Source organism: Terrimonas pollutisoli, from assembly GCF_029360765.1.
GTDB lineage: Bacteria > Bacteroidota > Bacteroidia > Chitinophagales > Chitinophagaceae > Terrimonas_B > Terrimonas_B pollutisoli.
Genome location: NZ_JARKNA010000014.1, coordinates 114,927 through 140,985, shown reverse-complemented (window position 1 = coordinate 140,985; position 26,059 = coordinate 114,927). Strand labels below are relative to the sequence as shown.

The following is a 26,059-nucleotide window of genomic DNA, read 5'->3' as shown; positions in this document are numbered from 1 at the left end:
CGACAACTATTTTTCAAAACTCATACTGCAGCAACAACCCGTTCAACCGGCTTTACAAAAAATAAAAAATAGAAAACAACCGAGAGTGTTATCATGGCTGTCACAAAAAAAGTGACCGCTGCTCCAAATTGAAACCAGATCAGGCCGGCAATTGAACTGGCGAGCATGGTGCAGATACTTTGAAAAGCAGAAAATGTTCCAATGGCAGTGGCTGTATCTTTTTTATCAGTGATATTGCTAATCCATGCTTTGAAAACACCTTCGGTAGCAGCGGCATATAATCCATACAACATAAACAAACCTATAATTAAATACCTATGCTGGCTGACGCTCATGCCAAAGTAAACCACCGAAAACAAAATAAGTCCTGCTATAAAAGTTTTTCGTAAGCCTATTTTGTCTGCAATAATGCCGGCAGGAAAAGCTGACAATGCATATACCAGATTATAAAATATGTATACCCCGATCACCCAGCCATCGCTCAATCCCGCCTGCTTTGCCTTCAACAACAAAAAAGCATCTGAACTATTAAATAAGGTAAATAGCAACAAGCCTGTCACTACTTTCCGGTAAATAAGTGGGCTCGTTTTCCAATAAGAAAGAAACGATAAAAATGAAGTTTTTTGTTTGGGTGGCTGAAACGTTTTTCTTTTTTCTTTTAAAAGAAATGAAGTACCAAGTGCCAGCAGCCCCGGGATAAAGGCTATATAGAAAAGTGTTTTATAGTTGCCGGGATAAAAATAAAGATAGACTAACGCAAGGGCTGGCCCCAATACTGCGCCCAATGTATCCATTGAGCGATGAAACCCAAAGATATTCCCTTTTGTTTGCGGTGTCGCCTCATCCGATAATATCGCATCCCTTGCCCCCGTTCGTATTCCCTTTCCAAACCGGTCAATCGTTCTTGCAAAGAAAATCCAGAGCGGATAAATGAAAACAGCCATCATCGGCTTTGATATCGCACTGAAAGCATAGCCAAGTTGCACAAAGGGAACCCGCTTTCCTGTATTATCGGACAGTTGTCCAAAATATCCTTTACTTAAGCCCGCTGTAGCTTCAGCTACTCCTTCTAATATCCCGATCAGCACAATCGAAAAACCAATCGTCTTTAAATAAATGGGCATTACCGGGTAGAGCATTTCACTGGCTGTATCGGTAAATAAGCTCACCAGTGATAAAATCCAAACAGTACGGGAAATATATTTCATCAACAGGAAGGTATGAAGAAAGCAGAAAATTAAAACCGGCATATGCCGGTTTTAAAGGTTATAAGTAACCCTGTGGGGCTAAGATAAATTAACCACCGTGCTGCAGTTACCATTTACCGGATCACCAAAAATCAAATTTTCGCATCGGAATATACCCCCATTGCTCCTGCAATGGCAGCCAGTCAGAAAACTCAGTATAAGGTATAGTTTTTTCTTCGACAAGCTCCGGCAGACTGATACCCGTTGCTATTTCTAATCCATTCCTGTTCAATAAGCCAAAAGAAGAAAGATGATGTGCTTTTGCAGGATGCTTTAAGTTATCCCGATGGCTTAAAGAAATTATTTCATCATGACCCCGTTTTGTGGAAAAAATCATGTTTTGCGTTTTCATAATTTTTCCTTTTTAAATGCTGAAATGCTGAATTAAAGATAGTCTTGTATTTGTTGTTCAAAAATTATTCCATACACTTAATATAAACATCATTTTGATAGCGGATCAGAAGACGTTTGTTATCAGTACCGGAGCTAATTTTTTTGCAGTTACTTTCTTTACTTTTCAAATTTAGGCCGGTATTGCAAGGCCACTACGCCAGCGGAAAATTCCTTTGTGGTTAATAACTCAAGCTCTTTCCTGCGATTTGATCGGTCAAACAAGGGAATACCGGCTCCCAGGATAACGGGATTGACGAACAGCCAATACTCGTCAATCAAATTTTCCTGATCTAAAGAATGAACCACTGTCGGGCTTCCATATATATGAATATTTTTACCGGGCTGTCCTTTGATCTCCTTTATTTGCTGCGAGAAATTGTTATTAATAACAATTGTCTTCGGCCGGTCTATCGCATTCATGGTAGTAGAGAGAACTATTTTGGTAACCGCATTATACCAATTTGAATGCTGTATATCATGCCTCGTCGCTGCCGGGTTTTTCGCTGCATCAGGCCAATAACTTTCCATCATCTGCCAGGTGTTTTTGCCATACAGGGCCGCATCAGCATCGTCCGTAAACTTGCCGCCAAAATCAAAAATCTCTTCGTCTACTTTTATCCAATCCATTTCACCGGCTGGCCCGCCAACAAAGCCATCCAATGAAACATGCATAAATAAAATGAGATTCCGCATGGGTGTAGCTTGAAATTTTATGGAAGCGCAAAAACTAAATTACAAATACTTTGTTATTCGGGAACGGCAATCTTACGCAACAGGATTTTCTTTCATAAATTGCCTGCCCATATATTATTTGATACACTAAATAGCGCCGAATGGCAAAATTGAAACTGACTGTCATAGAAAAAATCGTTGTAACTGGTTGCATACTCATTATTGCAGCAGGTTTTTTTCTTTTTTATAACAACCTGGCCGGCTTTGAACGGTACGTGCAGGAGGATGGCATTGTTGAATGGTTAACGGTAGCCGGTTTGATTGCCGGATCATATATTAGTTTTTCCCGCCTTCTAAAACTGTGGAATAAAAAATCAAAATGGTTTTTGTTTGTAACTTTTTGCCTGGGGCTTTTCCTGTTCTTTTCTGCCGGCGAAGAGATCAGTTGGGGGCAGCGCATCCTGGGTCTTAAAACACCTGAATATTTTGAAACCCACAATGCACAGCAAGAAACCAATCTCCACAATCTCGTCGTAAGTGGTGTAAAGCTTAACAAACTGGTGTTTTCGATATTGTTAGTGGTTGCGTTGGGAATTTACCTGGTCATCGTGCCCATTCTCTATCAAAAAAGTCATGTAGTCAGAAAATTTCTTGACGCCTCCGGTGTTCCAATCCCCCGGTTATACCAGGTCACCGGTTTTGCTTTGATATTCATATTGACATCACTAATCCGGGATGGAAAAAACGCTGAGCTGCTGGAATGCTGCGGCGCTCTATTGGTTTTCCTTATCATCTTATACCCCAAAAACGAAGAAATTTTTGTTGGGTAATGTTTAGTTATTCCGGTGAATCTTCACAAGCATCAGGGTATCCAATCTTGCGGCACGGGTTTCAGGTCTTAAAAATTTCAGGCTTACTTTGGCCACATTGTAATCAGCATGACTCACAACCTGCTCCACCCGGTAGCCCCGCTGAACCAATTCATCCCTGTGAGCTCTTGTGATAAGAAAATATTTGTCTTTTAATGGCGGGTAGCTTTGTTCAAACTCTTCTGCCGGCAGCTGCAAGTGATTGTGTCCCCTGTAAAAATCAAAACTGTGAGCATTCGGTTCGATCACTACAATATCCTTTTCAGGAATGTCAATCTTCTTTTCCTTTATCATTTTCACCATTTCATTGCCCGCCTGGTATTTCAATAGTTGCGGAAAGAAATTATAATTGAGCAGGAAATTAAACAGCAAAGAAGCAGCGGCGCTTACAGCAATGATCTTTGTGCCTTTTGAAACCCGTTTATTAGCCCAGATAAAAATAATAAGACCCAGCAACAACGGACCCATTAACCACAACAACCAATTTACCGGTTTAAAAAAATAATAATTGAGGGCAAATGCCAGCAGGATTATAACGACCACCAAAAAGTATTGCAATATGGAAAACAGTTTTATCCCCTTGCGAAATTGTAATACGTGCCAAAGATAAGGTGCTGTAAAAACCGCGGCCATCGGAAACAGCATGATCAGGTAATGCGGCATTTTAAATTTTGAAAACGATAATGTCACCAAAATGAACCCAAATGCCAGTGCTGCAAAACTGACCGGGTGTTTCCATTTTTTTAACCAAAACATACGGCGCAGCCAATAAAACAACGCCATGTATCCGGCAATACACCAGGGCAGAAAAGCCCACATGAATGTATGGTATAAAAAGAAAGGATCGCTGTATCGCTTTTTATCAAACCCTTTGTATCGTTCAAAAAGCTGCTCCCACAAAATGAATTCGACGCCCGAAATATGATCCCGTCCTCGTATGACTTTGTCCGGATGCAGATCATATTGCAGGTAATAACCATACAGCACGGGACTGATGAATAAAAAGAAGAAAGGGATAAACAGCCATGTTTTGGCCTTTGCCAACACCGCCCACTTTTTATTAAGCAGTATATAGAAAAAGAGAGCAATAAACACTACCGCGGGACCTAACCAGCCCTTGGTTGAAAAAGCGATAGCGATACCAACCGCTCCGAGTACCAGGTTAGTGAATTTATCTTTATCAATATAAAGTATCAATTGCCATAAGCCAAAGATCATCCCTGTTGTCAACGGCGTTTCCATGCGGGCATCGTTCACGGATAATACAAATGCCTGGGCGGTTGCCAGTATAATGGCTGCAATCCGTGCCACTGCCTTATTGGTAAGATGTTTGGTAAGCTGGTAGGTACAGTAAACGGAAGCAAGGGCGAATAGTACTGCAGGCAAACGATGAGCAATCGTGGTTACGCCAAATAGTTTAAAAAAAACCAGTGTTGTCCAAAAAAGAAGATGAGGTTTATCCAGGTAATCGCTACCCCTGTCAACGAGGCTGAAATAATCACCCGTCTCATACATGTGCAAAGCAATATTGGCATGATGCGCCGCATCTTTATCGAGTAAGGGAAAGAAAAGCGAACCACCATAAACCAACAGGCATAAAAAACCAATGGCATATTCTACCTTGTTGTCCTTTGTTGTCGAAGCGAAAAGTTTTTGTTGCATAGTTGTTGACTACCTAAAACACTTTAGAAGCGCCAGGGTTTAAAACTAACGGATAAAATATTGTTGCCGCAAATTTATGGGTGCATTCCGAATTGTCGCACTCATTAACCACAGAGATTCACAGAGTTTACCACAGACAGGGATTTCCCAATGAGCTTTGAGCCTTCTCAGTTTTCCCCGTGGTTTATTCTTACTTGTTTATACAGCGATAAATTTGGATTGCACCCAAATTTATCGCTTGAAAAATATATAATCAGTTGTAAGCGGCTCTAATCCTGTTTGCCTGAAATCCGCCGCTATCTGCCCTCGGTGGTAGGTAGAATGATTTACCACATGAAATAAAATATCCCTTACTGTATTGGTAAATGGCTCGCCTTTAAAAGTAGTGTAGCTGATAGCTGTATCCAGGTCAAAATTGTCCAGTATCTGTAAAGATGTATTATAATTCAACTGATCCATTTCCCTGAGTTCCGTCACATCGTGCATATCCCAGCTATTCAATGGACCCGGTTGCTTTAGTATCCTGTTGTTCCATACCAGGTGGGCATTCAGAATATGATTGAACCATTTCACTGATTTTTCAGAAGTCTTATCAGTCCGCTCTGTAAAAACGGTGACCAGTTGCTGATTAAAATGATGGCTGTATGCAAAAAGTTCTTTAAAAAATTGTTTCATTTTTTTACTGATCTTAAATGAAAAATTAAATTACCCGACGATGCTTTATGTCAATCCTTGCGGAAACCGGTCACCCACAAGATTAAGTTGTATAGCATGTTCCAATAAGGCTTTTAATCCGGCTAAAACGAGAGTGAAGCCTTCTGTTGAATCACGAACCTGTGCAACGACCTGCTCCTGGCTTCCTTTAAATCCGCTATTGATAATGCTCACAAAAGTTCCTGCTTCCAGGCTTTGAAATGTCCATTCTACCCTTGTGGCCTCGTCCCGGTTGCCCCACCCAATGACGATTTGTTTATTGGGTTCCACTGCTAAAACTTTCACGGGCGCCTTATAATTATACATTTCCCATGTCCATTCAAGGTCTTTACCAGTTTCTACCCTGCCACTGCTTTTAGTAAACCAAAATCTTGTAGTAATCGCAGGATTGATAAAGGCTTCAAAAACTTCTGCTATTGGTTTGCGGATAAGCATTTCGGCTTTGGCAAAATTTTCTGCGTGATCATTCATCATTGCGATTTTTTGTCAGAAGGAAAGTTACAAATAATGTTTGCTTGAGTTTGTTGTTTGCTTATTCTATAACTACATAGCCAACGCAGGACAGATACCTGGTTCCCTTTTTATCTCCTCTTCAAAAAATGAGATAAGATGTTGCATGATGTGATGGTCGTCCATTTGTTGCAGGCTATTGTCAAACTGCGGGCCATAATTGATATAAACAACGCCATTGCGAAGAACAGGCAGGGCAGTCACCAGCGGCACGTTAGCTATCCTTGCCAACCGTACCGGGAACAAAGAAGCATTGCAATTATTTTCAAAAAATTTTACAGGACAATCTTCCAGCTTGTTGAAAATATCGCCTGCTATGATCACCCGGCCATTTTGCCGCAGCCATTTCACAATATCTCTCAGGTCAGAAAATCCTGCCGCTTGTCTTTGTATGCTTCGCTTTTGCTGTGTCCTGGTTCCATTTGATATGATGAGGGCTATTTTGTTATCCAGGCACCATTGCACGATCAAACGTTTCCAGGGTGTATGACAGGTGACGATAACACAACCTCTGTCAGCAGGCAGCTTATTGGTAAAATGAACGAGACTTAATACAGTTTTCCGCAAAGGACTTCTTACTAAAACGGATACCACACGCCTGGTGATCCGGGTGCACCAGATATTGCGGATATTTTTAAACGTTTCGTTTGGAGCAGCTGGAATATTCGGTGATTTTACAATTTTGGCGGCAAGAAAAAAATAATGAATCCCTGCACTGATATAGGAAATAGCATCACAACCATGAGTGACCAAACTTAAATAAAACGGTTTGCCGGTCAAGATTTGTCGTAGTTAAATAAAGCTGCTACAAAATTTCCTTAGCCAAACATTTATCGGGTAACAAAGGATGATGGACAAACCCAACAAGGGTTGATAGTACTACATTGACGAACCTTCACTTGAAAAGAAAGCAGAACACATTGCTTAATGCGATCTTCATGATCTTTGGTTTGCAACTAAATATAAGAATTATTTATTGATCATTAACTCCTGTTTGACATCCGATCAACCTATTCCTTCACCAAATGCTTATCATATCCCAGGGCAACAAGTTGCTCATAAGCTTCCCATACATCATCGGGTATATCCTGGTGTATTTGAAAACCTTTGGCAGGATATAGTTTAATACGCTGCAGGTCACCGACCATGATATTGATCACCCGTTCCATTGGGATTTCTTCGTTGGGATATTCGGCGAAAGTCACTTGCGGCGAGGTGACTAAAAGATGTTTTTCAGGCCAATGTTTTTTAAACGTTGCATAACTTCTGCGTTCCATGTAAGGTTTTTGCACGACGATAAAAGAATATGGATCGACCCCCTTTTGCTGCAGCAGTTTTTGAGTAAATAAAATATTTTCACCGGTATTACTGGATTGATTTTCTACTAATATCGCTTCAGCCGGCACACCTTTTTGAATGGCGACTGCTGCAAAACGATCCGCCTCTTTTTCGGTCCACATGTTTTGGGTAAAATTGCCAAGTCCCCCAGACATTATTACCAGTGGCGACCAACCCGCTAAATATAACTCTGCAGCCCGATCAGCCACCCGCAAGTCATGACTACCCAACGCCAGGATGCAATCAGCTTTTGCAAGGGTATGATTCATGAGATGATAGTCCCAGAGTTGTTGCGCCAGCTTCATTGTTTCGGCTATGATCATAAACATTTCTTTGACGATAAAATAAAAGCTTCACCAGATGATGAAGCTTTGTGACCCCCCTGGGGCTCGAACCCAGGACCTACTGATTAAGAGTCAGTAGCTCTAACCAACTGAGCTAGGGAGTCGGGGCTGCAAATATAAATAGAACCACGATTATAAGGATGAAAAAGGATTTTGAGGAAAAGTATTCTATTTTTCTGAAGATCATCTCATGCCAGATAGACGGGCCCCATCAGAAAATAAGCCACTTCGGGCAATGTCATTAAGTTAAGGACTGATCTTTGAATTGCATTGCCCTTCAGGAGAGTGATAAAGAATTTTATTTATGTATTGGCTTTAGCCAAACAATACAATATTGGGCTAGAGCCCGGTTTCTTATTGCCAATGGTGCCTCGTCTTTTAAGACGAGGCAATAAAAACCTTAACTTAATGACAATGCACTTCGAAGCTCATTTGTGGACTACTGGTTGGCTCTTTATACTACCCTTCACCTCTGCCTGAGCTGCGACAAGCATCAAAACATTTTACCATTTGTCTAAAACCCGGGGCTCATTCCGAAAATCATCGTAACTTTTAAGTACAAAAATATAGGCTATGAAAAAATACATTGTAGCCCTGGCACTGGCAGGCGGAGCGGCAGCATTTGCATACGCAAGCCTGCACAACAGCAAAAGCGAAAAACAAGCAATCGAAAAACAGCAGAAACAAGATGTAAAAAAAGAATGCAAAAAGAGATGCTTGTTTAGCTAATGCCAACGCCCTTTAAATACCGTTTCGTATGCTGGATGATTCAGTCTCCGAAACGGTATTTAATTAATATGAGTTCATTATGTCTGCCAGAAAAATAATTGCTTTACTGCTGTTGATCATTTACAGCAACACGGTTCTACCCTGCTCTACTTTTTTTATCAACTACAATGGTAAAATGGTATTTGGCCGCAACTATGACTGGATGGCCGATTCCGGCATGGTCTGCACCAATCTCCGCGGTCTTTCAAAAACTTCGGTCCCGACAAACAATGGAAAAACCATCAGTTGGATTTCGAAATATGGAAGCATTACCTTCAACCAATATGGCAAAGAGTTTCCAACCGGTGGCATGAACGAGAAAGGACTCGTGGTCGAATTGATGTGGCTGGATGGGACTGCTTACCCCAAGCCTGATGAGCGTCCCGCTATCGGCGTATTGCAATGGATACAGTATCAGCTCGACAATCATTCCACTATCGAAGAAGTGATAGCGAGTGATAAACAGGTTCGCATTGCAGCCGGAGATGTGCCCCTCCATTATCTTATAGCTGATGCAAACGGACACACGGCATCTATAGAATTTCTCAACGGGAAAATGGAAGTACATACCGGTCAGTCCATGCCACTGCCGGCGCTAACCAATGATACTTATTCAACATCAGTTTCCAGCTATTCCAGTGGCGCAACAAAGGGAAACAATTCACTGGAACGATTCTCCACGGTTTGTAATATGATACAGGAATATAAAGCCAATCCCGGTAACCTATCGCTTGTTGACCATTCATTTAAAATACTGGATAAAGTAGCCCAGGGCAACTATACCAAATGGAGTATCGTGTACGATATCAGCAGTAAATCCATCTTCTTTAAAACACAACAATTTCAACAACTGCGTTCCTTCAGCTTTGCTGACTTCGACTTCTCCTGCAATAGCAACCCGAAAATGCTTGATATGAATCGTCCTGAAAAGGGAGCTGTTCATTCATTGTTTACTAATTTTTCCCACGATAAAAATCGCTCGGTCTTTGAGAATACCCTCAAGCAAAGTAGCCCCCAAATAGTTCTGACAAAAGAGCAAAAAGAAGCCACACTGGCCTATCCAACTACAATATCCTGTAAATGAGGGGATTGATATTTGTTTCGCAAAAATTTAAAACAACCTCCCCAATATACTGAAAATCATATTATTGAATCTTTTATAAAAATATTTTATCCCCGTCCTCATTATTTCAACCTGCCAATCTCCCAAATTGCTAATTTTGGGTCACCCGCTAACCCCTCTTAAAATTCTCCCATTATCAACTGCAAGAGTCGAGCTAATTGCTAATCCAATTTGGATGGTAACGACTGGAGCTAAAGAACGATTTAAAAGAAAATAAAAATAAAGGGAGGCAGTATGTACACGTATGATTTATTGGAAAACGGATGTTATTACCTGGTCAGGGAAAAAGAAGACTCGCCTATTACTCTCATCAAGGTTGCGGTAGAAACTGATCATTGCATTTTTGTTCAACGGTTTGAAGATCCCACGCTAACTGAGTGGAAGCTAAAAAAAGAGGACTTATTCGATATCATCGAATGCTTGAGTGATGAAGCGGTAAAAGCCTGGGAAGAACATTATACCAGCGAAGATGCATATTATGAAGAGGAAGATGACGAATAGGTAAAACCATTCATGTATTTTTATTCTCCAGGTGATTGGTATGGATTATTTTTAGTCCAACTAATCACCTTTTTTATGCCCCATTTTTTTTATAAAAGGCTTACTGCTTTTCTTCCTGCCTTACTGATCAGTACATTTTGCCTGGCGCAACCTTCCATGCAACATGCCGATGATGATTTACCAAAAGATTACCTGACCAGGGAGTTTCATGCAGGTCGAAGGGCTGCTCTCCGGGAAAACATGCCGGATAATTCGGTAGCCGTCATCTTTGCTTACCCCACCCGCAACTTTTCGAACGATGTAGATTATTTCTATCATCAAAATCCTGACATGTATTATTTCAGCGGGTACAAGGAACCTAATTCAATGCTGTTGGTGTTTAAAGATGAACAAACTGACTCTACTGGTAATAAATACAATGAAGTACTTTTTGTACAAAAAAGAAATGCACAAGCTGAGCAATGGACAGGCAGAAGGCTCGGTACCGAAGGCGCCAAAGAAAAATTAGGTTTTGCAATGGCTCTTAATGGTGATGCCTTTTCAAAATTCGCTATTGACTTTTCCAGGTTTGACAAAATACTTTTCGCCCCCTTGCCGGATGATGTATCGGACAGCCGCTGGGATAAAGCAGAACTGTATGATCTTTTGCAACAGTTCAAACAAAAAGCAGCTATACCCGACGACTACTCAAAAGACAAACGTTTTGATACTAAAGCCTATTACCAGCTTACAGCCGGTTTGCGTGAAATAAAAACGCCGGAAGAAATGACGCTGCTGCGTAAAGCCGTTGAAATCTCTTGCCAGGGGCAAAATGAAGTGATGAAAGCCGTGCGTCCCGACATGAGTGAGTTGGAAATACAGGGTCTGCATGAATATGTACACAAAAAATACGGTGCAGAGGGCGTTGGTTACGGTTCAATTATCGGCGCCGGTGAAAATGGTTGTATCCTGCACTATATGGAAAACACGAAAACCAGGGTTGGCAATTCACTATTGCTGATGGACGTAGGTGCCGAGTATCATGGATATACGGCTGATGTAACAAGAACTATCCCCTCCGGCGGCAAATTTTCCCCGGAAGAAAAACTGATCTACCAGATTGTATATGACGCACAGGAAGCCGCTTTTAAAACACTGAAAAACGGATCGAAATGGAAGGATGCTGAGACAGCCGCCCGGAATACCATTACAGAAGGATTGATAAAATTGGGTATCATAAAAGATAAATCAGAGACCTCTAAATACTATCCGCATGGCCTGGGCCATCATATCGGCCTTGACGTACATGACAGGGGTAATTACAGCACGATGAAAAAGAACATGGTGATGACCATTGAGCCCGGCATTTATATTCCCGAAGGAAGCAACTGTGATAAAAAATGGTGGAGTATTGCAGTACGTATTGAAGACGATGCTTTAATCACCGAAAACGGTTATGAACTTCTCTCCCGTTTTGCACCCCGCTCTATTGAGGATATTGAAAAAATGATCGCCCAAAAAAGTTTATTGGATAATTTCAAATTACCGCCGTTGAAATCTGCGGAGAAAAAAGGTTTTTAATTACAACACCATAATTGTTACAAAAGAGGATGCTTCAACATCCTCTTTTGTATTATCAGAATACCTGGTATCGTCGCAGATCCTGCTTGTATTCTAATGGAGGGTTGGCATTGCCCGCCTCGTAATACGATTCAAACTTAATCAAGCCAACATTTCTTGCATAGTAAGATTTATAATACCCGACCTGGTCCGTTAAATCTGCCCAACCCGTGCCTGTGAAATATTCATATTTTTCCGTTACAACAATAGTATTGGGGTAGGTAGTGCCCCCAACGGTAACAGAAATATCTTTATCAACAATTTTAAGCACCAATCTTATATAGGCTGTTACAGGTATGCCGCTTACGTCTATCTCTACACCCACTGAGTCTGATTCCCAGGTTGTGTTTGCCGGTACGTTGTCTTTTAACATGATGTAATCAAGACCCGAGCCATCCTCGAAAACCAGATAAGAATGATAATCGCCACCCGATTTACGGTAAGCTCCGTAATCACTGAAAATAGCGGCACTATCTGTAGCTTCAAAAATTGTATAGGCATTGCCATCCAATACGACGGTCCCTGCTTTAGCCCGAACCCACAACGAATCATTGGCATCGTCATCAAACTGATAACTCCAGTTGCTGTTGGCAGTGCGGGGGAAGTAATCAAATTGTGATGTCACATCGATGGTGAAACTGCAGGTGGAAGTACCTGCATCAACAGGAATATTGGTACTACCTGCCTGTGCAGGAGTGCCGCTTGCAGTTAAGGTGATAGTTTGTTGCCCTGTCGCCAAAACTCCCGACCCGGAGAAAGTTATCCCGTTGCTGGTCTGCGTAGTTAAATCATATGTACCCGCTGTCGTGACATTCACTTTAATGGCAACCGTATTTGCAGCGGTCATTGCAGTACCTACAGCGTAATTGCCGGCCAATACATAATCCAAACAAACATCGGGATTCCCAGCCAATGTAAAAACAGCAGGCACTCCACCACCCTGCGGTAGAACTGTAATGGCCACCACGCATACCGAAGTATCGAACTGCACTTCATAGAAAAAGTTACCCGCATTCGCCGGTGTGCCACTTCCCAATAACCTGATAGTGTTGAGCCCTATAGTTCCAAAATTTCCGGTAGCCCGAAAGAAATTCCCATTCACTGTGTCAGTAAACACCGTATAAGAACCAACCTGGCTTACATTGATCTGTACATCGATATAATTGTCGGCTGAATTGAGTGCAGTACCTGCTTCATAAACGCCATTCACCGTCTTTGGTAAACATTCACCTGCCAGGTCATCCTGCAGCGAGCCAGCAGATCGTTGCGAACCCGACTCATAGCTCTTTTCTTTTTGGCAGGCATAAAAAAATACCACACTTATGAGCATCAAGGGCAGCAGAAAAAATTTCTTCATAAAACAGGGTTTGATTGATAATTAAAAATAATAAATTTTCATCAGCTGTTTTGAATTAAACCGGCTATGATTAGTCCGGGAAACCTTTTATCTTGTTAGCTCATCTGGTAAATATGAAAAAACTGAACATCCTTTTTTTATTTCTTTTTATAGTAGGCAAAACATCTGCGCAGTCACCATCCATTGAAATACTGACATCGGGCACCAAAACAAGCTTAAGAGGCCTGAGTGTGGTAAATGACAATATCATTTGGGTGAGTGGTAGCAATGGAACGGTTGGCAAGAGTGTAAATGGCGGCAAAAATTGGAAATGGATGACGGTAAATGGATTTGAAAAGACTGAATTCCGTGATATCGAAGCATTTGATGCCAACATAGCAATCATCATGGGCATTGCTGATCCGGCGTATATTTTAAAAACCAATAATGGTGGCGAAAGCTGGCGGGTGGTTTATGAAAATAAAACAAAGGGAATGTTCCTGGATGCAATGGACTTTGCTAATAGCCGGGAGGGCATTGTAGTGGGTGACCCGATCAACGGAAAAATATTCATTGCAAAAACAAATGACACGGGCAATACCTGGACGGAGATTGAAGAAAACGCTAACAGGCCCGTGGCCGACAGTGGTGAAGCTTTTTTTGCTTCCAGCGGTAGCAATATCAAACTATTTTCAAACGATGATTATTTTATTGTCAGCGGTGGATTGCGGTCAAGATTGATCACAAACTCAAATGCTACTGATCTCCCGTTGATACAAGGCAAAGAAAGTACTGGCGCCAATTCAATAGATATTTACGACGAAGGAATTCCCGATAAGCCCGGCCAGCGAATGATCATCGTGGGTGGCGATTTCAGCGCCGACTCCATAACCGATAAAAACTGTGTTTACTCTTTGAATGGCGGCAAAAAATGGCTGACACCGGTTAGGCCACCACATGGCTACCGAAGCAGTGTTGAATTTTTGTCCAAAAAAGATGTGCTGGCCTGCGGGTTGAACGGCGTGGACTACTCCAAAGACGCTGGCAAAAACTGGAAATGGATCAGCAAAGAAGGTTTTCATGTTTGCCGCATTGCGAGAATAGGTACGGCTATTTTCCTGGCCGGCAATAATGGAAAAATTGGAAAAGTGCAGTGGAAATAAGCGGCGATCCTTTACAGGTGATCCAGTATTTCTTTTACTGAAGGTCTCTTCTTATAATCCTGGTTGAAAAAGCGATAAGTGATATTTGCTTCTTTATCGATAATGTATGTCGCCGGCACAGGCAGGTAATTGCCATTCTTCCCATTCACTTCGTCGATTTTTATACCGGCATTCCGGTAGCGTTTTAACGTATTTTCAGGAACCTCAAACTCCACATCATAAGCTTTCATGATCTTTAATTCTTCGTCATGAAGGATAGAGTATTCAGCTTTTGTTTTTTCGATGGTTTTGGAAATGCTTTCAGGTTTTTCCGGAGAAACAGCCACAAGAGTTGCACCCTTGGCCGTGATCAATTGCAATGAATCCTCCAATCGCTTTAAATTTTTGTTGCAATAAGGACACCATTCACCCCGGTAAAAAACCAGCACCACTTTTCCTTTCTTCAACAGATCTTTTAGCCTGACATCATTTCCATTCTGGTCCTTTGCTTTGAAATCCGGGGCACGGGAGTTAAGAAATAATCCTTCGGGAGCTTCTTGCCCAAACAATATATAACCCAAGAAAAGAGTAGCGAATAAAAGAGATATTTTTTTCATGTGTAATATTAGGAAACAAATCTAAAAACATCTACCTTAAATTGGAATAGAACTGTATAGTATTAACAAAATGCTATGCAGTCGGTAAATTGCTTGCTTAAACCAAAATCCATTGCCATGTCCACTAACCGGGAACGAAAATTCATTATCAACATGCTTGTTGGTCTCGTATTCACTACCACCGGCATTTGTTCAATTTTATATGCGGGCCTCACTATCCAGAATGAAAAGGATTGGGTCATTTGGGCCGTTATCTCAGTAGTTACATTAAATGCAGGCCTTTTATTTCTTGGTAGCTCTATCGTACATAAAGTAAAAGCTGACCTGATACGCAGGCAGCGGCAACGATCAAAAGCAGCTCATCATTCTCCGGGTGATAATTATTAGCCAAACCTTTTGGTAAACATAAAATAAACAGCTCCCAGTAAAAAAGCAAAGCTCACCAGGTATCGCCAGTGAAATGCTTCTTTCATTACAAGCACCGCAAAGAAACCGAATACAGCAAGGGTAATTATCTCCTGTATAATTTTTAGCTGGAAAAGATTAAAACCACCGTTGTGCCCTAACCGATTGGCTGGTACAGCCAAACAATATTCAATAAAAGCGATGAACCAACTGATAACAATCGCCTTCCACAATGGCCAACCTTGATGCTTTAAATGATAATACCACGCAAAAGTCATAAAGACATTTGACAGCACCAGCAATGGAATTGTACGCATATATTTTTGGGAAATAGACTAATTAAGAAACAAGTGCATTTCGAAAATCGATCACATCCTGTGGATTAATGGCGTTGTTCGTATAGTCCTCATCTGAACCAGCAAACGACGGATGAATAAAATCCATTTTGCTTGCTGATTTACTGCGCAACGAAGAATGAAATTCAACACAACCTGTCTGCTCTGCCAATTGCCTGATATTTTCCTTCCGCACTCCACTACCTGGCATGATGATGATGCGATCATCCGCCGCTTTATTTAACTGCGCAATCAATGCCGCGGCATCAGGTGCAGCGGGTTTTTGCCCGGATGTCAGGATCCTTTCACAACCGAGCTTTATCAATTCTTCCAATGCCTCAAATGGATCACGGCAACGATCGAAGGCCCGGTGAAAAGTAACACCCAGGGGGTATGCAGCCTCTACCAACTGTGATGATCTTTTTTTGTCGATACTACCATCACGGTTTAGTAAACCAATCACTACTCCATCGCAACCCAGTTGCTTGCATAGCTTCACGTCTTGCAGCATAATGTCAAATTCTTCATCAGTAAATAAAAAATCGCCACCCCTGGGTCGAATGATGGGATAGATCAGCACATCAAAAGCTTCCCTGCACTTCCTGATATGTCCATACGAAGGAGTAGTCCCTCCCTCCGCCAGGTTAGCACAAAGCTCAATCCTGTCGGCTCCACCTTCAACAGCCGCTTGTGTTGTCAAAAAATCAGTGGTGGCGATTTCAATGATATATTTCAACTTGAAAAATTATTTTTTGATATCGTTGATCCTGCCTGTCGCAAAATCCTGATTGATAAATTTATTTTGTGAAGTAGCTTTTAGCATTCACCAGTTTTTCTATTTCGTTCGATTTAACTGCATAGCTAAATCCTTTATGAATTGCAAAGGAACCTACCTGCCCTTTTTTATTTAAAGCGAGGAAGGCTACTTGTATATCTTTCGCTTTATCCCCTTTGATCTTCACAATTCGCTCAATCGTTTTTCGACAAGCCATTTCAGGAGACAATCCCTGCCGCATCAACTCTACTACGGTATGAGAACCGGCCACACGAATTACATCTTCACCTTGCCCGGTTGCTGTACAAGCACCCACCTCATTATCCACAAATAAACCAGCACCGATTATGGGTGAGTCACCAAGTCTGCCACGCATTTTAAATCCCATTCCACTGGTGGTACAACTTCCACTTAAATTGCCTTTCGTATCCATCGCTACCATCCCAATAGTATCATGATTCCAATCACCTGATTCCAATCGTGACGGGGCAAAGGGACCGTGATTGCCTTTGTTCTCAATATTAATAATAGGCTTGTACTCTGATTTCTGAAGCCAGTTCTCATATGTCTTTTGTGCATCGGGAGATAGCTTCTGTTCTTCCAAAGGGAAACCCTCCGCGATGGCAAATTGCTGGGCGCCACTTCCGACCAACATTACATGCGGCGTTTTTTCCATCACCCGCCTTGCTACAGAAATAGGATGTTTGATTCTTTCTAAAAATGCCACACTACCACAATTATAAAACTCGTCCATAATACTGGCGTCCAACGTCACAAAACCATCCCTATCAGGGTTAGCTCCCAAACCAACACAACAGTTTTGCGAAGCTTCTGTCACCATCACGCCCTGTTCAACTGCATCTAAGGCCCGGCCACCTGTTCCCAATACTTTCCAGGCGGCTTTATTGGCTTCCAGGCCCGCATCCCAGGTGGAAATAACAATGGCCTTACCTTTTACGGCCCGATAGCTTTGCTGGCCCGAAACAAATTTGCCGGCAAATACGGCAGCTGAACTTAATACGGATGAGGATATAAACTTTCTTCGGTTAATCATTGTTTATTTTTGAATCATCGAAATTAACTGATTCAGTCTCAGAATTAATTTATCTGGTTGCAAAAAGTTAATCCCATATAATAAAATGCGAAAACATGACAAGACTAAACTTTTTGCTGCCATTGCTGTTGGTATTTGCTTGATGTTCAAACATTAGACTGTATGATTTTGCACTTAATTTTGAAAAAATGAGAATTGAAATAATATCGGGCAGTCCCCGTGTCAATAGTGTGACCCGCCGGGTGGCTCTTTACCTGCATAAGACGTTTGCAGAAACTACCGATCATGAAGTTGGTTTGATTGATATGGAAGAATGGGATCTTCCGCCGATGCAATCCGTTTTTACTTCTGTAGAAAATACGCCTGAACAATGGAGGACTTTAAGCGAAAGAGTATTTGCGGCAGATGGGTTTATTCTTGTTTCACCTGAATACAATGGCAGCTACTCCCCTTCTCTCAAAAACCTGTTAGATCATTTTCCAAAACAGCATCATAAGATTTTTGGTATTGCAACGGCTTCGCCGGGAGCTATGGGCGGGATGAGAGCGACCCAGCAGATGCTTCTGCTGGTGGCGGCATTATTTGGTATTGCTTCGCCCTACCTATTGATTGTGCCAGGTGTTGATAAGAAATTTGACAAGTCAGGAAACCTGCTGGATCAAAGCTTCCAGCATAACATCAACAATTTTATTGCAGAGTATCTATGGCTGGTTGAAAATCTTTCAAAAGACAAGGTAACGGTTAAACTTGCCAATTAAAATAGTGATGGTCAATTTTGGCTGGCGTTTTTGCTTTGTATAAAATAAGCCAGGTTCTTTCTCGCATTTTTTTGAATGCCTCTTTTCATAAACCCTGTCCAGCCAAACAACACCCCTTTCCAGCCAAGAGCCTGCGCTGCCCAGGTGCTAAGCCGAAATCCATCACTATGTTCAATGATCTTTCCATCCTTCAGCCGCATGAAAGCCTTGATATGATTGATGACGCGGTTCCCTGTTTTCGAAAAAATATAATTTGCAGTCCAACTGCAGGTAGCATATTCATCATCGATCAACTCTATATCCGAAAAGGTCAGTGAAAAATCCTTTGCATTTTTACAAAGCATTTCCCACATCGACCTGGCCTCATCGTTCCTGAGCACCAAAAAAATGGGGTCGCTAAAAACAATGTCATCGCTATAACAACTCTGCATGGTTTTATAATCCAGATGTTGGAACGCTGAGTAAAATTTTTCGATCACTTGCTTGTTGTTATTCATAAAAATGTAAGTAACTGGATTACCAAAATAGGAAACATCCTCCATATTTAAAGCAACGATTGAATTTGTTTCGTCATCTTAAACCCGGATCAATCATTATTTTGAGCAAACGTTTGCCATAGAATTTATTGATCAAAGCATTACACAATGGACTAAATTGGCACTTTTAAATAAAACGTTATTATGAGGCTAACATTTGTTTTGACGGGACTTGTTTTGTTTTCTTGTTGTCTGCAGGCACAGGATATCACCGTTGTTCCCAAACCTGTTTCTGTAAAACAACCCAGGATCGCTGCTAAGTTCAGTATTACGCCGGCCACACAAATTGTTCTCGAAGGAAGCAACCTTGAGCGAACAGCAGCATTATTGAATGAATACCTTCAGCAGTTTTACTTGTTCAAATTGAAAGTGGTTAAAAAAGCCGTTGGTAACAATGCAATCCGCCTGAACTATGAACGAATGGATAACCCCGTGGCCGGTGCTTATCGCATGACTGTCGACAATAAAGGCGTTTATATTGCAGGTGATAATGCAAATGGTGTTTTTTACGGTATACAAACATTGATTCAATTGTTGCCCGTACCCGATGCAAGGTTGAAGATGCGTCCTGCTAAATTAGATATTCCACATGTGTCGATAGAAGACTCGCCCCGCTTTGCGTACCGTGGTTTACATCTCGATGTTGGACGTCATTTTTTCCCGGTCAAATTCATTAAAAAATACATTGATTATATCGCTTATTACAAGCTGAATACGTTTCATTGGCATTTGACAGAAGACCAGGGCTGGCGGATTGAAATAAAAAAATATCCCAAACTTACTTCCGTTGGCGGCTGGAGAAACGGAACCATCATTGGACGTTATCCGGGAACCGGAAATGATAATACCCGGTATGGTGGTTTTTATACACAACAGGAGATTAAAGAAATAGTGAATTATGCGAAAGCAAGATTTGTGGAAGTGATACCTGAAATTGAAATGCCCGGACATGGCAGCGCCGCCATTGCTGCATATTCATGGTTAAGCTGTTTTCCCGATCAGCCTACAGCAATACCTGCGAATATGATCTCTAAAAAAAGTGTAGAGGAACAGTCGAAGGGAAGAATAAAACTGGTGCAGGAAACCTGGGGTGTTTTTGATGACGTTTTTTGTGCGGGCAACGATTCAACTTTTCTTTTCCTGCAAAATGTAATTGATGAAGTAATACCACTTTTCCCGTCCAAATATTTCCATGTCGGTGGTGATGAGTGCCCGAAAACACATTGGAAGAAATGTCCGCGTTGCCAGCAACGGATGAAAGAGAATAACCTGAAAGACGAACATGAATTACAGAGTTATTTTATTCAGCGGATTGAAAAATACCTGAACAAAAAAGGAAAGACCTTGATCGGTTGGGACGAGATATTAGAAGGTGGTCTTGCACCAAAAGCAGTGGTGATGAGCTGGCGGGGTGAAGAAGGCGGAATTGCCGCAGCCAAACAAAAACATGATGTGATCATGACGCCGGGGAATCCTGTTTACTTTGATCATACACAAAGCCTGAACGAAGATTCAGTAACTATTGGTGGTTACAACCCGTTGGAAAAAGTTTATGCTTATAACCCGGTGCCAAAAGAGTTAGCCGCGGATGAAAGCAAATATGTATTGGGAGCACAGGCTAACCTGTGGACGGAATACATGAAAAATCCAAGGAAAGTAGAGTACATGCTGCTTCCCCGCCTGACAGCATTGAGCGAAGTATTGTGGAGCCCGCTGGAGTCAAAAAATTGGGATGAATTTGAAACGAGATTGCCTGCTCATTTTAAAAGATTCGATCTGTGGAATGCCAATTATAGCAAGGCTTATTTCGATTTAAAAACATCTGTACAACCCGGCGAAAATAATGTTGGAGTACAGTGGAAACTGGAATCAAAACATCCGACAGCGCAGACAACTTTCAAGCAGCATGCCATTGCTGAATCATTCGCAGGGCAGGCTTCTTCTGGCGAAAAATATAACGCTCCCATCACGATAACTGCGACTGGCGCTGTAACAGGTTGGAACGCTGTTAATGGAAAAATGATTGGCAATCCGATAACACAAAAGTTTTATTTCAATAAAGCAACCGGGAAAAAAATAACGCTTACCACCGAGCCGTCTAACAACTATCCCGGTGATGGGGCCTTTACATTAGTGAATGGAGTACAAAATGAAAAAGGCCTGGGCCGCAGCCGTGAATTTCTCGGTTGGAGCGGTGATGATTTAGAAGCTGTCATCGATTTAGGTGCCGCGGAAAATATCAGCAATGCCGTTATTCATAGTTTGGTTTCCGGTGGCTCGTGGATCTATCCGCCTCAATCCGCTGAAATATTCGTTTCGGCAGATGGACAAAACTTTAGTTCGGTTGGAAAAAGCGAAAACTTTGAAAAAACGACTGGCTCAAATGGCGTGATCAAAATTGCTTTTTCACCCGTGTCAACCCGCTACATAAAAGTAGTTGTGAAAAACCTCGGAAAAATTCCGGATGACAAACCGGGAGCCGGCAATAAGCCCTGGTTGTTTGTAGATGAGATTGAGGTGAATTGATTTGATATAAAAGCAGAGAATCATCATTCTATACAAGCAAACAATAAAGATGCTACGGATCAGATCGTGGCATCTTTATTATTTTGCAGAAAGCCCATTCAGCACCGATGAATTAATCAATGGCGTTATGCCAGCCTTTTTAATTTTTTCAACAATTTTGTTTCCTACTGCTTTTCCCTGTTGCTGACCATTTACAATAGCATCCCGGTAATGAATCCCTCCATATAACCGTGATATCGCTGCTTCATCGGCTGCCTGCCTGAATGATTGAAATGTTCTTGCAGGAATCTCAAACATATCTTCCGTATTATCGGTGTATGAAAACTTATCTCCCAGCATATAACTAAGTACTTCCGCGGAAGCAGTAGAGATAACACTGTGCCCGCTGGTATATTCAGGAAATGGCGGTGTTTGCAAAATGGGCAGCCAATTGATGTCAATATATTTATTAATGTATGTTTCGGGCCTCATTCTATTACTCCGGTACTTTTCATCCCAACAACTGATAAAGGCGTCCATAATTGTCGCCGATAAGATGGTATGCAGCAACACTGAATGGTCAAAATCAAGTGCTGCTTTTTTTGCAACGATACTGGTAATATTCATCCAATGCCCGCCGGGGCTTATTTTTTTAAACCCAAGTGACATATGGCCGGAAGTAGCTACCACAAAAGGATTGCAATCCCAAAATGATGCAATCAGCAATTGATCTGGTGTCGGTTTTTTGGAGATATCATATACTTCCTTTGCCATTTTATAGAAAACGCTGCTGCTGTCTTTGCTGAATACAACGGGAGGTTCAGGAGGAAATTGATTGCAGGAGTCAATCAATATGGGCCGGATAGTTTTCCAGTTAGGTTCAACCGCTTCCATATAAGCTGGCGGTGTGGGATACCAATATCCTTCTTCTTTTACTGGAGTGTAACGAAGTTTAGCGCTAAGCTTACCATAACCATCTGTTTTAGCATAGGCTACTATTTCACCGGCAACAAGGTTTGCAACAGCAATTGATTCGTCAATGATAGATTTGGGGATTTTGCTTTTCTTCAATTTTTGAAGAAACTCATCTTCCTGCTTCTGCAACATAAAGCCCGAAGGCAACATCTGTTTGCCTGTTTCAAGAATACAATACACTGCTGCTATACGATGATCATATTGGGTTTTAACTGAATTTAATTTAACACCTGTATAGTTTTTCAAAAAAGCTGAAAGAGATGGAACGGCTTTATTTTGTGCGACAATTTCATATGCTCCCAGCATGGCATAAGTATAAAAACGACTGGCTGCAGGCGGGTTTACCACATCATGCATCATAACCATTGATAATGAAAATACAGCAGGCTGCAAGTCCAGGTAAACAGGCAATGGCTCTTTATTTTGACCGTTTACCGTATTACAAAAGAATAATATAATGACGCCTAATCTTTTCATATCAGTTTTCTTTATAAAAAATCAATTCACCATCTGCCACACCCACTGCAATATATTTTTTTCCATTAATGACGATCTTCTCCGCTGACTTAATATCACCTGTAACACAGATGCCTGACGCAGGCTGACTAACATATTTAAAATTGCCTTTTCCATCGCCAGTCAGCAGGCATCCATAATTAGCATCAATACTACCGAGCTTTAACCGGTTATCGGTGTGATTACCAAACAACAACAGATCTGTTTTCCCATCATGATTAAAATCACCAGTCAGTATTTTTGAAACGATAGAGAACTGTGCCGGTAATGGCAATACAGTCTTTACAAACTTGTTATTTTTATTGAGAAAACAAACCGTACGGTTTTCGACCGCGGTAAGTTTTGATGCCCGGGCTAATTCTTCATTACTGAATATTTCTTTTATTGAAGCGTCAGCGTAATTATTATATGAAATAAACTTTTTCCGCATGGGATAGATCTGTTCATTCAATTCATCTCTGCTTACAAACGGATAACTTTTGCCCTGCACATAAAAATTCAGGAACGGATCAACAGAGCCATTACCATCAAAGTCCGCATAAAACAATTCCGCCGGTTCTTTCTCAGAGATATTCAACGGTGAGTTCATACCAAGATTACCGGCAACAATATCCTCCTTACCATCCCCATCAACATCGGCAAGAGCCAATGAAAACCAAAAACCGTTTCCAGGTTTATCAAAGTATTCATTGGTCTTATCCAAAAATCCGGAAGGGCTATTTATAAAAATCATTACAGGCATGAACTCTCCACAAAGCAGCAGATCTTTTCTGCCATCATTGTTCAGGTCAGACCATTGTGCGTCTGTAACCATACCTGTTTCTGAGAAAGGCACTGTTGCGATGGTAAACTTTCCCATTCCGTTATTGACCAATAAATAACTTTTGGGAATAGCAGGATATCTTCCGGGAACAACTCTTCCGCCAACAAACAGATCCATATCGCCATCATTATCGAAATCACAGGGGCGAACACAAGATTTACTACTGGCACTAACATCAGGCAATAACTCTTTTGATAATTTCAGCTTGCCTTTTCCATCGTTTAGGTATAGTTCATCCTGCAAGGCCGGTGTATTCGGCTCCCAATAAGCATAACCGCCTTTCGCAACATACAGATCATCCAGGCCATCTCCATCCGCATCGAAAAAAACAGCCGCTGCAACAGTGGATGAATTTTCATCAGCAATATAAATGTCCTCTGCCCGGCTAAACTTACCAGCAGCGTTTTGAATATACACCCGGCCAAAGTTGTTCCTGTCTCCGCTGATGAACATATCTTCCAATCCGTCCTTATTAATATCTCCCTTAGCAATGACAGGCCCCGTCTTAGAATACATAAACAGCATGAGTAATTGTCTTTTAAAATCGTTCTGCTTTAATGCTTCATTTTTATGATCAATGACGCCACCAGTTTTTGTGAAAAGAGTTTGTTCTGTTTTGGGCAAAGAAATATTGATTGGCTTCTCTGCATTTTTTTGATCAACAAGCAATCGCTGATTGGCTTCAACATTTACGAGCAATTGAGAAGTATTATCCGGCCAGGTAATTCGGAGGGAATCAATTTTTTTATGATCACCTAATCCAAAATTTAATACAGTGGAAACACAGGATAAATACCCCCTGTTGGGATTAGCCTCCTGGTATTGCATTGTGCCATTACTGTACAAATACAATTTTGTTCCAATTGCATTACTGTTTCCACTTTTACCCTTCAGCTTTACGGAGAGATAAGTACTATTATTGGTTTCCCTCCCTTGATTTTTATATACAAAGGCATCTTCATTGATATTATTTACCACCAGGTCAAGATCACCATCATTATCCAGATCGGTATATACTGCTCCGCTTGAAATGGCAGGCGCCATAACTCCCCATTCCTTTTGCTTATTGGAAAATGTAAGATCACTATTATTTTTATAAATGTAATTGGGCAATAAAGTTGAAGGCATGGCTTTTATAAGGTCCATTAGTAAGGCAGGTTCCCTGTCTATTGCTTTTTTTAATTTATAATCACCCCAATAACGTAAAAAATCTTTGTTTGTATAATCACGCAGGTACCCATTGGTTACAAACAGGTCTTTATATCCGTCATTATCAAAATCGGCCAGCAAGGGGCACCAGCTCCAGTCCGTATTGGAAACACCAGCAAGACGTCCGATCTCGCTAAATGTCCCGTCACCATTATTTAATTGCAGCATATTGCGCATATACTGCCGGTTCAAACCCTGGCTTTGCATCAGTTCAAAGGATTCATAATTTTCCTGTAGCTGTAACAGCTTTTGTCTGCGATTATCTTCGGGCAACATGTCGAGAGTCATCACGTCGGGCAGACCATCATTATTAAAATCGGCAATATCAACACCCATCGAAAACTGTGCTAAATACCGGAAGCTTTGTTGTGATTGTTCTGCAAAAGTTCCGTTGTGCTGATTGATATATAAATAATCGGGTTCATTATAATCATTGGTAACATATACATCCTGCCAGCCATCTTTATTTACATCGGCAATGGCAATACCCAAACCGAACGTCATCGGGTTTTGTTTTAGCCCCGCTTTCTTTGATACATCTGTAAAGTAATTGTCTTTATTCTCATATAGTTTGGCGCCTGCCAATTCATCCACTTCGTTTCTAAACCTGGCAAATTCCATATTATCTATCTTCTTCACACTATGATTTAGCAGAAACATATCCAGGTCTCCGTCATTATCATAATCAAAAAAAGCTGCCTGTGTACTATAGCTTTTATCATCAAGGCCGTATTTCTTTGCCTGTTCTTCAAATTTCAGATTACCCAGGTTAATAAATAATTCATTGCGACGGAGATCATCATTTACCTTACCTGAGTAACAAATATAAATATCAAGCAATCCATCTCCATTTACATCGGCCATGGTAACACCGGTTTTCCATCTACCCTTTTTCCCTTCCATTTCTTTGGGAGTAATATCTTTAAACTTCAGTCCTCCCTGGTTAAGGTATAGTTTATTATCCTTCATATTGGCAGTGAAGAAAATATCTTCCAGTCCATCATTGTTAATATCTCCGACAGCCACGCCGCCACCATTATAAAAATATTCGTAGGCCAGCACATTCAGGCTTTCTGTTTCATTAATATCGTTGCTAAACCTGATGCCTGTTTCTTTTGGCGATAATAATTGGAATAAAGGCTGTTGTGTCAACGCAAAAAATGGCAGCCCCAATAACAGTAAGATCATATAAACACCACTATACCTCATGCAAAAAAAGTTTTGGTTTATAAAACATGCGCAAACTGCGCTGCTTGTATTTTAACCTAACAATTTAACTCATTAATAATTATAGCACTTTGTGCAAGGCAAGCTATTTTAAATACAAAAGCAA

25 protein-coding genes and 1 tRNA gene are annotated in these 26,059 nt (G+C 41.2%); 9 read left to right on the top strand and 17 right to left on the bottom strand.

What is annotated here, in order from left to right:
* Positions 1–20: 20 nt before the first annotated feature.
* The 3 genes from P2W73_RS19415 to P2W73_RS19405 form a co-directional block, all read right to left on the bottom strand.
* Positions 21–1,250, bottom strand: a complete 1,230-nt coding sequence (locus P2W73_RS19415) for an MFS transporter (protein WP_276503756.1) — start codon at positions 1,248–1,250, stop codon at positions 21–23.
* Between the two features lie 79 nt (positions 1,251–1,329).
* Complete coding sequence (locus P2W73_RS19410) at positions 1,330–1,599, bottom strand: hypothetical protein (protein ID WP_276503755.1); 270 nt, start codon at positions 1,597–1,599, stop codon at positions 1,330–1,332.
* Between the two features lie 158 nt (positions 1,600–1,757).
* Entirely contained in the window at positions 1,758–2,333 is a 576-nt protein-coding gene (locus tag P2W73_RS19405; protein ID WP_276503754.1) for a dihydrofolate reductase family protein, read from the bottom strand.
* A gap of 140 nt (positions 2,334–2,473) precedes the next feature.
* Between P2W73_RS19405 and P2W73_RS19400 the strand changes: the two genes are divergently transcribed.
* Positions 2,474–3,142: a hypothetical protein gene (locus P2W73_RS19400; RefSeq protein WP_276503753.1), complete on the top strand. Its 669-nt coding sequence runs from the start codon at positions 2,474–2,476 to the stop codon at positions 3,140–3,142.
* A gap of 3 nt (positions 3,143–3,145) precedes the next feature.
* On the opposite strand, the gene P2W73_RS19395 is transcribed toward P2W73_RS19400, so the two are convergent.
* The 6 genes from P2W73_RS19395 to P2W73_RS19370 form a co-directional block, all read right to left on the bottom strand.
* On the bottom strand, positions 3,146–4,843 hold the full coding sequence (locus P2W73_RS19395; protein ID WP_276503752.1) for an ArnT family glycosyltransferase: 1,698 nt from the start codon (positions 4,841–4,843) through the stop codon (positions 3,146–3,148).
* 231 nt (positions 4,844–5,074) lie between these two features.
* Positions 5,075–5,518 (bottom strand): DinB family protein, encoded by a 444-nt coding sequence (locus tag P2W73_RS19390; protein WP_276503751.1) that lies wholly within the window; start codon positions 5,516–5,518, stop codon positions 5,075–5,077.
* 45 nt (positions 5,519–5,563) lie between these two features.
* Positions 5,564–6,028, bottom strand: coding sequence for an SRPBCC family protein (locus P2W73_RS19385; RefSeq protein ID WP_276503750.1), 465 nt, complete (start codon positions 6,026–6,028; stop codon positions 5,564–5,566).
* Between the two features lie 72 nt (positions 6,029–6,100).
* Positions 6,101–6,847 carry an LpxL/LpxP family acyltransferase gene (locus P2W73_RS19380; RefSeq protein WP_276503749.1) on the bottom strand — a complete coding sequence of 249 codons (747 nt, stop codon included), beginning with the start codon at positions 6,845–6,847 and terminating at the stop codon, positions 6,101–6,103.
* 230 nt (positions 6,848–7,077) lie between these two features.
* Complete coding sequence (locus P2W73_RS19375; protein WP_276503748.1) at positions 7,078–7,728, bottom strand: YdcF family protein; 651 nt, start codon at positions 7,726–7,728, stop codon at positions 7,078–7,080.
* Between the two features lie 51 nt (positions 7,729–7,779).
* Positions 7,780–7,853: transfer RNA gene (locus P2W73_RS19370), tRNA-Lys, on the bottom strand.
* A 469-nt stretch (positions 7,854–8,322) separates the two neighbouring features.
* Between P2W73_RS19370 and P2W73_RS19365 the strand changes: the two genes are divergently transcribed.
* The 4 genes from P2W73_RS19365 to P2W73_RS19350 all read left to right on the top strand — a co-directional run bounded on the left by P2W73_RS19365 (position 8,323) and on the right by P2W73_RS19350 (position 11,701).
* A complete protein-coding gene (locus tag P2W73_RS19365) occupies positions 8,323–8,478 on the top strand; it encodes a hypothetical protein (protein ID WP_276503747.1) in 156 nt (51 codons plus the stop codon).
* Between the two features lie 79 nt (positions 8,479–8,557).
* Entirely contained in the window at positions 8,558–9,601 is a 1,044-nt protein-coding gene (locus P2W73_RS19360; RefSeq protein ID WP_276503746.1) for a linear amide C-N hydrolase, read from the top strand.
* A 273-nt stretch (positions 9,602–9,874) separates the two neighbouring features.
* The gene (locus P2W73_RS19355; protein ID WP_276503745.1) at positions 9,875–10,141 is read left to right on the top strand and encodes a hypothetical protein; all 267 of its coding nucleotides are present in this window, start codon (positions 9,875–9,877) and stop codon (positions 10,139–10,141) included.
* A 75-nt stretch (positions 10,142–10,216) separates the two neighbouring features.
* Positions 10,217–11,701, top strand: coding sequence for an aminopeptidase P N-terminal domain-containing protein (locus P2W73_RS19350; RefSeq protein ID WP_276503744.1), 1,485 nt, complete (start codon positions 10,217–10,219; stop codon positions 11,699–11,701).
* Between the two features lie 55 nt (positions 11,702–11,756).
* On the opposite strand, the gene P2W73_RS19345 is transcribed toward P2W73_RS19350, so the two are convergent.
* A complete protein-coding gene (locus tag P2W73_RS19345; RefSeq protein ID WP_276503743.1) occupies positions 11,757–13,097 on the bottom strand; it encodes a hypothetical protein in 1,341 nt (446 codons plus the stop codon).
* Positions 13,098–13,210: 113 nt separating this feature from the next.
* Here P2W73_RS19345 and P2W73_RS19340 point away from each other — a divergent pair, with 113 nt between their 5' ends.
* On the top strand, positions 13,211–14,239 hold the full coding sequence (locus P2W73_RS19340; protein WP_276503742.1) for a WD40/YVTN/BNR-like repeat-containing protein: 1,029 nt from the start codon (positions 13,211–13,213) through the stop codon (positions 14,237–14,239).
* An 11-nt stretch (positions 14,240–14,250) separates the two neighbouring features.
* On the opposite strand, the gene P2W73_RS19335 is transcribed toward P2W73_RS19340, so the two are convergent.
* A complete protein-coding gene (locus tag P2W73_RS19335) occupies positions 14,251–14,835 on the bottom strand; it encodes a peroxiredoxin-like family protein (RefSeq protein ID WP_276503741.1) in 585 nt (194 codons plus the stop codon).
* A 75-nt stretch (positions 14,836–14,910) separates the two neighbouring features.
* Here P2W73_RS19335 and P2W73_RS19330 point away from each other — a divergent pair, with 75 nt between their 5' ends.
* On the top strand, positions 14,911–15,222 hold the full coding sequence (locus tag P2W73_RS19330; RefSeq protein ID WP_276503740.1) for a hypothetical protein: 312 nt from the start codon (positions 14,911–14,913) through the stop codon (positions 15,220–15,222).
* On the opposite strand, the gene P2W73_RS19325 is transcribed toward P2W73_RS19330, so the two are convergent.
* The 3 genes from P2W73_RS19325 to P2W73_RS19315 form a co-directional block, all read right to left on the bottom strand.
* Entirely contained in the window at positions 15,219–15,557 is a 339-nt protein-coding gene (locus tag P2W73_RS19325; protein WP_276503739.1) for a DMT family protein, read from the bottom strand. The genes P2W73_RS19330 and P2W73_RS19325 overlap by 4 nt on opposite strands.
* Positions 15,558–15,579: 22 nt before the next feature.
* Complete coding sequence (locus tag P2W73_RS19320; protein WP_276503738.1) at positions 15,580–16,311, bottom strand: copper homeostasis protein CutC; 732 nt, start codon at positions 16,309–16,311, stop codon at positions 15,580–15,582.
* 61 nt (positions 16,312–16,372) lie between these two features.
* The gene (locus P2W73_RS19315) at positions 16,373–17,404 is read right to left on the bottom strand and encodes an isoaspartyl peptidase/L-asparaginase family protein (protein ID WP_276503737.1); all 1,032 of its coding nucleotides are present in this window, start codon (positions 17,402–17,404) and stop codon (positions 16,373–16,375) included.
* A 188-nt stretch (positions 17,405–17,592) separates the two neighbouring features.
* Here P2W73_RS19315 and P2W73_RS19310 point away from each other — a divergent pair, with 188 nt between their 5' ends.
* Positions 17,593–18,162: an NADPH-dependent FMN reductase gene (locus tag P2W73_RS19310; RefSeq protein WP_276503736.1), complete on the top strand. Its 570-nt coding sequence runs from the start codon at positions 17,593–17,595 to the stop codon at positions 18,160–18,162.
* An 11-nt stretch (positions 18,163–18,173) separates the two neighbouring features.
* Here P2W73_RS19310 and P2W73_RS19305 read toward each other — a convergent pair whose 3' ends face one another.
* Positions 18,174–18,659, bottom strand: coding sequence for a nuclear transport factor 2 family protein (locus tag P2W73_RS19305; protein ID WP_276503735.1), 486 nt, complete (start codon positions 18,657–18,659; stop codon positions 18,174–18,176).
* 183 nt (positions 18,660–18,842) lie between these two features.
* Here P2W73_RS19305 and P2W73_RS19300 point away from each other — a divergent pair, with 183 nt between their 5' ends.
* Entirely contained in the window at positions 18,843–21,224 is a 2,382-nt protein-coding gene (locus tag P2W73_RS19300; RefSeq protein ID WP_276503734.1) for a glycoside hydrolase family 20 protein, read from the top strand.
* A gap of 78 nt (positions 21,225–21,302) precedes the next feature.
* Here the strand turns inward: P2W73_RS19300 and P2W73_RS19295 are convergent, their stop codons facing one another.
* Together P2W73_RS19295 and P2W73_RS19290 are read right to left on the bottom strand one after the other, a co-directional pair.
* Complete coding sequence (locus P2W73_RS19295) at positions 21,303–22,655, bottom strand: vanadium-dependent haloperoxidase (RefSeq protein ID WP_276503733.1); 1,353 nt, start codon at positions 22,653–22,655, stop codon at positions 21,303–21,305.
* Between the two features lies 1 nt (position 22,656).
* On the bottom strand, positions 22,657–25,935 hold the full coding sequence (locus P2W73_RS19290) for a VCBS repeat-containing protein (RefSeq protein WP_276503732.1): 3,279 nt from the start codon (positions 25,933–25,935) through the stop codon (positions 22,657–22,659).
* Positions 25,936–26,059 lie beyond the last annotated feature (124 nt).

Excerpts from the sequence above, each read along its gene's own strand:
- P2W73_RS19415 (WP_276503756.1), bottom strand. The coding sequence starts at position 1,250 with ATGCCGGTTTTAATTTTCTGCTTTCTTCATACCTTCCTGTTGATGAAA.
- P2W73_RS19410 (WP_276503755.1), bottom strand. The coding sequence starts at position 1,599 with ATGAAAACGCAAAACATGATTTTTTCCACAAAACGGGGTCATGATGAA.
- P2W73_RS19405 (WP_276503754.1), bottom strand. The coding sequence starts at position 2,333 with ATGCGGAATCTCATTTTATTTATGCATGTTTCATTGGATGGCTTTGTT.
- P2W73_RS19400 (WP_276503753.1), top strand. The coding sequence starts at position 2,474 with ATGGCAAAATTGAAACTGACTGTCATAGAAAAAATCGTTGTAACTGGT.
- P2W73_RS19395 (WP_276503752.1), bottom strand. The coding sequence starts at position 4,843 with ATGCAACAAAAACTTTTCGCTTCGACAACAAAGGACAACAAGGTAGAA.
- P2W73_RS19390 (WP_276503751.1), bottom strand. The coding sequence starts at position 5,518 with ATGAAACAATTTTTTAAAGAACTTTTTGCATACAGCCATCATTTTAAT.
- P2W73_RS19385 (WP_276503750.1), bottom strand. The coding sequence starts at position 6,028 with ATGAATGATCACGCAGAAAATTTTGCCAAAGCCGAAATGCTTATCCGC.
- P2W73_RS19375 (WP_276503748.1), bottom strand. The coding sequence starts at position 7,728 with ATGATCATAGCCGAAACAATGAAGCTGGCGCAACAACTCTGGGACTAT.
- P2W73_RS19365 (WP_276503747.1), top strand. The coding sequence starts at position 8,323 with ATGAAAAAATACATTGTAGCCCTGGCACTGGCAGGCGGAGCGGCAGCA.
- P2W73_RS19360 (WP_276503746.1), top strand. The coding sequence starts at position 8,558 with ATGTCTGCCAGAAAAATAATTGCTTTACTGCTGTTGATCATTTACAGC.
- P2W73_RS19355 (WP_276503745.1), top strand. The coding sequence starts at position 9,875 with ATGTACACGTATGATTTATTGGAAAACGGATGTTATTACCTGGTCAGG.
- P2W73_RS19350 (WP_276503744.1), top strand. The coding sequence starts at position 10,217 with ATGCCCCATTTTTTTTATAAAAGGCTTACTGCTTTTCTTCCTGCCTTA.
- P2W73_RS19345 (WP_276503743.1), bottom strand. The coding sequence starts at position 13,097 with ATGAAGAAATTTTTTCTGCTGCCCTTGATGCTCATAAGTGTGGTATTT.
- P2W73_RS19340 (WP_276503742.1), top strand. The coding sequence starts at position 13,211 with ATGAAAAAACTGAACATCCTTTTTTTATTTCTTTTTATAGTAGGCAAA.
- P2W73_RS19335 (WP_276503741.1), bottom strand. The coding sequence starts at position 14,835 with ATGAAAAAAATATCTCTTTTATTCGCTACTCTTTTCTTGGGTTATATA.
- P2W73_RS19330 (WP_276503740.1), top strand. The coding sequence starts at position 14,911 with ATGCAGTCGGTAAATTGCTTGCTTAAACCAAAATCCATTGCCATGTCC.
- P2W73_RS19325 (WP_276503739.1), bottom strand. The coding sequence starts at position 15,557 with ATGCGTACAATTCCATTGCTGGTGCTGTCAAATGTCTTTATGACTTTT.
- P2W73_RS19315 (WP_276503737.1), bottom strand. The coding sequence starts at position 17,404 with ATGATTAACCGAAGAAAGTTTATATCCTCATCCGTATTAAGTTCAGCT.
- P2W73_RS19310 (WP_276503736.1), top strand. The coding sequence starts at position 17,593 with ATGAGAATTGAAATAATATCGGGCAGTCCCCGTGTCAATAGTGTGACC.
- P2W73_RS19305 (WP_276503735.1), bottom strand. The coding sequence starts at position 18,659 with ATGAATAACAACAAGCAAGTGATCGAAAAATTTTACTCAGCGTTCCAA.
- P2W73_RS19300 (WP_276503734.1), top strand. The coding sequence starts at position 18,843 with ATGAGGCTAACATTTGTTTTGACGGGACTTGTTTTGTTTTCTTGTTGT.
- P2W73_RS19295 (WP_276503733.1), bottom strand. The coding sequence starts at position 22,655 with ATGAAAAGATTAGGCGTCATTATATTATTCTTTTGTAATACGGTAAAC.
- P2W73_RS19290 (WP_276503732.1), bottom strand. The coding sequence starts at position 25,935 with ATGAGGTATAGTGGTGTTTATATGATCTTACTGTTATTGGGGCTGCCA.